The 4,625-nt window shown below is 57.8% G+C and carries 6 protein-coding genes; 1 reads left to right on the top strand and 5 read right to left on the bottom strand.

All coding sequences use genetic code 11. The annotated features are described in order from the left end of the window. Nucleotides 1-82: 82 nt before the first annotated feature. From ACH2EH_RS11330 to ACH2EH_RS11315, 4 genes are all read right to left on the bottom strand, one after another. Nucleotides 83-946 carry a sigma-70 family RNA polymerase sigma factor gene (locus ACH2EH_RS11330; protein ID WP_395141720.1) on the bottom strand — a complete coding sequence of 288 codons (864 nt, stop codon included), beginning with the start codon at nucleotides 944-946 and terminating at the stop codon, nucleotides 83-85. Nucleotides 947-1,036: 90 nt separating this feature from the next. Further along, on the bottom strand, nucleotides 1,037-2,035 hold the full coding sequence (locus ACH2EH_RS11325; protein ID WP_395141718.1) for an NAD(P)/FAD-dependent oxidoreductase: 999 nt from the start codon (nucleotides 2,033-2,035) through the stop codon (nucleotides 1,037-1,039). A 91-nt stretch (nucleotides 2,036-2,126) separates the two neighbouring features. Further along, complete coding sequence (locus ACH2EH_RS11320) at nucleotides 2,127-2,486, bottom strand: PEP-CTERM sorting domain-containing protein (protein ID WP_309697835.1); 360 nt, start codon at nucleotides 2,484-2,486, stop codon at nucleotides 2,127-2,129. Between the two features lie 82 nt (nucleotides 2,487-2,568). Continuing rightward, nucleotides 2,569-3,648 carry a murein hydrolase activator EnvC family protein gene (locus ACH2EH_RS11315; RefSeq protein WP_395141716.1) on the bottom strand — a complete coding sequence of 360 codons (1,080 nt, stop codon included), beginning with the start codon at nucleotides 3,646-3,648 and terminating at the stop codon, nucleotides 2,569-2,571. 34 nt (nucleotides 3,649-3,682) lie between these two features. On the opposite strand from ACH2EH_RS11315, the gene ACH2EH_RS11310 reads away from it, so the two are divergent. After that, nucleotides 3,683-4,165 carry a hypothetical protein gene (locus tag ACH2EH_RS11310; protein WP_395141714.1) on the top strand — a complete coding sequence of 161 codons (483 nt, stop codon included), beginning with the start codon at nucleotides 3,683-3,685 and terminating at the stop codon, nucleotides 4,163-4,165. Here ACH2EH_RS11310 and ACH2EH_RS11305 read toward each other — a convergent pair. Next, nucleotides 4,148-4,625 (bottom strand): TatD family hydrolase (locus ACH2EH_RS11305; protein ID WP_395141712.1); only part of this gene is annotated, 478 nt, incomplete at its 5' end. The two genes, ACH2EH_RS11310 and ACH2EH_RS11305, sit on opposite strands and share 18 nt — an antisense overlap.

Below are 4,625 nucleotides of genomic sequence, written 5' to 3'. Positions count from 1 at the left end.
GCCTGTACTTGGATATGGAAGCGTTTCTGGCTCACCTCCGCGACCTGCACTGTGTAGGCTATCTGTGCAGGAGGGGGTGTGCTCAGCGGGGGCTGCGCTTGCATTTCCGGGAAGAAGGTGCTCGTGGTTCGTCGGAGAGTAGGTCACGCAGGTGGAGCAGGGCGCGTTGCTGAAGCCGAGAGACATGCATCTGGGAGATATTCAGACGCCCGGCAATCTTCGCCTGGCTCAGGTCATCGTAGAAGCGTAGGGCGATCACCTCCCGCTCCCGCTGCCCCAGAGCATCTAAGGCACCGCGCAGATCACCGAAGTGCTCAAACTCGCAAAGAAGACGATCCCTCTGGCCGACGATATCTTCCATCGAGGTGCTCTCTAGTAGATAGCGTCCGTCTAGGTGCGTGTCTAGAGAGAGAACGTTACCTGCTTCCTGCGACTCTATCGCCAGTAAGATATGCTCCTCAGGGACATCCAGGCACTTTCCCATTTCGGAGGAGGTGGGGTTTCTTCCCAGCGTGGACGTCAGCTCCGTGTTCACCCGACGTATAGCCTGCTGGAGCTCCTGAAGCCAGCGTGGTATCTTGATACTGGCGGATTTATCTCGGAAATGGCGGCGGATCTCCCCGGTGATAGTGGGAGTTGCAAAGGTCGAGAAGCGTGTTCCTTGGCTCGGGTCGTAGCGATCCAGGGCATTGATTAAGCCGATATTGCCAACCTGAATCAGATCCTCCAGAGCCTCTTCGCCCCCAACAAAGCGCACGGCAATGGAGCGCACGAGCCGCTGGTGGTAGAGGATCAGGGCTTCCCGTATTTGTGGATCACGCGTCTTGGCGTACGCATAGTAAAGCTGTTCCAGATTGAAAGAAGGATGACTTTCTCGAATAGGAAATCGAGCCCCAGAACCCCGGAGAGGTTCCGTCGTGTTTTCCAGTATGCTGGTCATCACCATAATAAGACAGATTCTATCCTACACTAAAAAGTTCTATTTTAAGAAAGTATTTACTGACAACTATTGCACACCTGGCAATTTCTCCAGGTTCTAGCGCATATCAGACGAGTGCCCGGGGAAGGCTTTAGAACCTGGGTCGAGGTAGGTCTTTGCAAAATTTGCTGCCGTCCCCGCCTCCCCGACTCCTGTTGCGATTAGCTTGAGCTTGCCGACATAGCTACAGATATCGCCCGCAGAGTAGACTCCTGCAATATTCGTGCGCATAGTACTGTCCACACGAATCGTATTTTTCTCTATTTCTAGGCCCCATTCCTTTATTGGCCCCAGATTTGTTAAAAACCCCAAGTTGAGCAATAGCGCATCGCACTCGACTCGCTGCTCCTCACCGGTTCGATTGTCGAAGATCGTGACCGCCTCCAGGTGCTCTTCGCCGTGGAGCGCCTTGAGCTCGAAGAAAGTCCGTAGCTCGACACTCTCTAGGTCCCGCACTTTCTGGATCGTGTCTTCGTGGGCGCGGAAGCGATCCGTGCGATGGAGCTGGAGACAAGATGCTGCCTGTGGGCCGAGCGCCATTGCCCAGTCAAAGGCCGAGTCGCCGCCGCCGACAATCACCAGACGCTTGCCGGCAAGAGCGGCGGGATCGGTGACAAAGTAGTGGACACCCAGCCCTTCCAGGCGATCTAGATCGGGAATATCCATCTTGCGCGGCAGAAATGCACCCACGCCTGCGGCAAGAAGCACGGTGCGGCTGTAGTGGCTCTTTCCCTTGTCCGTGGTCAGTACCAGGTGCCCCCCTGCCGCCGTGTCATCGCCCACCCGCTCCAGCTTGACCACTTTCTCGCTGAGGCAGACCGTTGGGCTGTACTGGAGTGCCTGATCGGCAAACTGCGCCACGAGATCCTTGGCCAGCACCTTGGGGAAACCACCCACATCATAGATATATTTTTCGGGGTAGAGCGCCGAGAGCTGCCCCCCGAGCTGGGGCATCGAGTCAATGAGTTTGGTGCGCATCTCGCGCAGACCGGAGTAGAACGCTCCAAAGAGGCCCGTCGGTCCGCCGCCAATAATCGTAAAGTCGTAGATATCCATAAGTCATTAGGTCAAAAAGACACAAAAAGCCGCGCATCCTAACTCATTGGGTGCGCGGCTTTGCTAGCCCTAATTATACCATGGCTCATATTTACCGGCGACGGCGTAGTAGTCCAAGCCCTCCCAGCGCCAGTAAGCCGAGTGTGCCCGGCTCGGGCACGGATTGCGAGCGTGAGCGATGGGTTGCCGTGTTGGTAGTCGTGCTGGTGTTTGTGTTTGCAAGCAGGAGAGAGGGCGGAGTGGGATCTTGTTTCTCCCCCCACTGAACGCGATCACTCGGATCCGGCGTTGGCGTGGTATTTGTGGTGCTTGTTGTACTTGTAGCGGCAGGCAGCTTCTTGAGCGACTTTGCCCCGTTGAGCAGAGCCTGAGCATGAGCGGTGGAAGTGGTGGTGAATAAGAGGGTTCCCAGGGCAATGCTGGTGGCGACGAGCAAGCGGATGCAATTCATTGGTTCGGTGTTCCTTGAAGGAATTCTGTGCCATCTGCTCTTTTGCCCTCAGGGGAGGAGTTCATAAACTCGTACTTTTGTTTTAAAGTCCGCCCCCGATGGGGTTAATGGGGCTGCCGTTGCGGCGCACTTCAAAGTGCAGGTGCGGTCCGGTGGCTAGACCTGTCGCTCCCACCTGCGCGATGAGTTTACCCTGCGCCACACTCTCCCCCTGAATGACGAGAAGAACGGAGCAGTGGGCATAGAGAGTGGAGATGCCACCGCCGTGATCAATCACCACCACATTGCCGTAGCCTCGCATCGTCCCGGAGTAGGCCACCATCCCCGCGGCGGCGGCAACAATGGGGGTGCCCGTGCCCGCGCCAAAGTCAACGCCCGCATGGAGGCGATTGATCTTGAGAATCGGATGAAAGCGCATTCCAAACGAGGAAACGACTCGGCCCACCACAGGCTGGATTAGCTTCCCTGAAAAATTTCCCGGTAGGGGTGTTCCCTCAAGTGCCTGAAGCCGCTGCAAAATCTCATTTGAGTCGGCGGCGAGCTGGGCGTACTCCGCTTCGATCTGGGTGCGTTTGGCCTGCGCCTCTAGTAGCACGAGACGTCGCTTCTGAACGAGCTGGGCTTCCTGATCCTGCTGACCACCTAGTGCCAGCTCTTGCTTGCGAATCTCACCCGCCTTCTGATCCACGAGCCCCTTCCACTTGATCACTTGCTCGCGCCCTGCTTTGATCTGGGCAATGAGGGTGGACTCGTACTTGACAATAGAGCGGACGAGCTCCGCCCGGCTGACAAGCTCCCCCATAGTGTGTGCTCCGAGCAGAACCGAGGCATAACGCACTGGCCCCTGCCGGTAGTTGGCCGCCATCCGCTGTGCCAGGCTACGCTGTGCCTGTGCCAGCGTCCCCTGCGACTTTGCCAAAAGTACCGTCACTTTCTGTTGCTCGGTACGCGTCCGGTTCAGGCGCGCCTTAACCTCCGTGAGCTTCTGGCGAGTGGAGGTGAGCTGGCCCTCGATACTGGTCAGCTCTGTTGCGATTGCTTCCTCAGAGCGCTTGGCTGCTGCGAGCTGTCCTTGGACTGTGGCAAGCTGCTGCTGCGCAGCAGTTAGCTTTTTCTTAAGTACCGTTTTCTGTTGTTTCTTGGTGGGTTGCGGCTTACGCATCCCAGAATTGTATCGCGCGGTACAATGAAGTTTCATGCGCTTTGTTTTTCTTATTTTTTCGGCCCTGCTTCTTGTGGGCTGTCCTAAACCCACGCGTTTGGGCAGCGAGAAGCTTTCTCCACCTGCCGCGGGCTATGTTCGCCTGATCCCCGCGAAAGTGAAGGAAACGGCTGACACTGTGCATTATCAGTGGAGCTTGCTGGGAGAGCGCAACTGGAGCGTCCCGACGGTGGCCGGTGGAAAGGCGAGCCTCGCCGATGTCTACAAGCTCAACGATCCGAAAAAAACGGGGGGCTGCCACACCTGGCTCTGTGATGTGATCTTGAAGAAGCAGGGAACTGACTGGCAGTGGGAGCTACGTTTGCACGGCTCCAATGGCAAGACCGCGACGGAGTCGGGTGTTGCTGTCGGCACGCCGGAGATTCTTGTCCCGACCGATCAGGACGTCCGGCTGCCCGCCGAGGTGACGCTGGCAAAAATTGGTGACACGAGCCTCCGCCTAAGCGTCCCGCAGTAGCCTCGGAAAGGCTCGCTTAGCGTTGGCGGTTGTCTGGGCTGCGAGAGCGTCTGGCGTCGTACCTCGTAGATCCGCGATGGTGTCTCGAATGTGCGTGAGCCGGGCGGGCTCGTTGGGGAACTTACCCCGAAATGGCTCAGGCGAGAGATAGGGCGCATCGGTTTCGAGCAGCAGCAGCTCGGCGGGCGTGGCTCTCACGATCTCCCGGAGTGCGTCGTTTTTCTTGTAGGTCACCGGGCCGTCCACCCCGATAAACCAGCCGTGCTTCCAGCATATCTCCGCGTGGCGCAGCTCCCCGGCGAAGCAGTGGATGATCAGGGGAATGCCCGGCGCCTCGGCTTCAAGGAGCGCCAGGCACTCGTCGTAGGCATCGCGGCAGTGGATAACAACGGGCAGTGCTACGTCTTGGGCCAGCGCAAGCTGCGCTCGAAACGCCTCATACTGCAAGTCCCGTGGCGAG

The sequence above is a fragment of the Armatimonas sp. genome (assembly GCF_043760365.1).
GTDB lineage: Bacteria > Armatimonadota > Armatimonadia > Armatimonadales > Armatimonadaceae > Armatimonas.
Note: the sequence above shows the minus strand (reverse complement) of the source record. Positions and strands in the feature narration are given on the sequence as shown.

Coding starts and splice junctions, on each gene's coding strand:
- ACH2EH_RS11330 (WP_395141720.1), bottom strand. CDS start 946: ATGGTGATGACCAGCATACTGGAAAACACGACGGAACCTCTCCGGGGT.
- ACH2EH_RS11325 (WP_395141718.1), bottom strand. CDS start 2,035: ATGGATATCTACGACTTTACGATTATTGGCGGCGGACCGACGGGCCTC.
- ACH2EH_RS11320 (WP_309697835.1), bottom strand. CDS start 2,486: ATGAATTGCATCCGCTTGCTCGTCGCCACCAGCATTGCCCTGGGAACC.
- ACH2EH_RS11315 (WP_395141716.1), bottom strand. CDS start 3,648: ATGCGTAAGCCGCAACCCACCAAGAAACAACAGAAAACGGTACTTAAG.
- ACH2EH_RS11310 (WP_395141714.1), top strand. CDS start 3,683: ATGCGCTTTGTTTTTCTTATTTTTTCGGCCCTGCTTCTTGTGGGCTGT.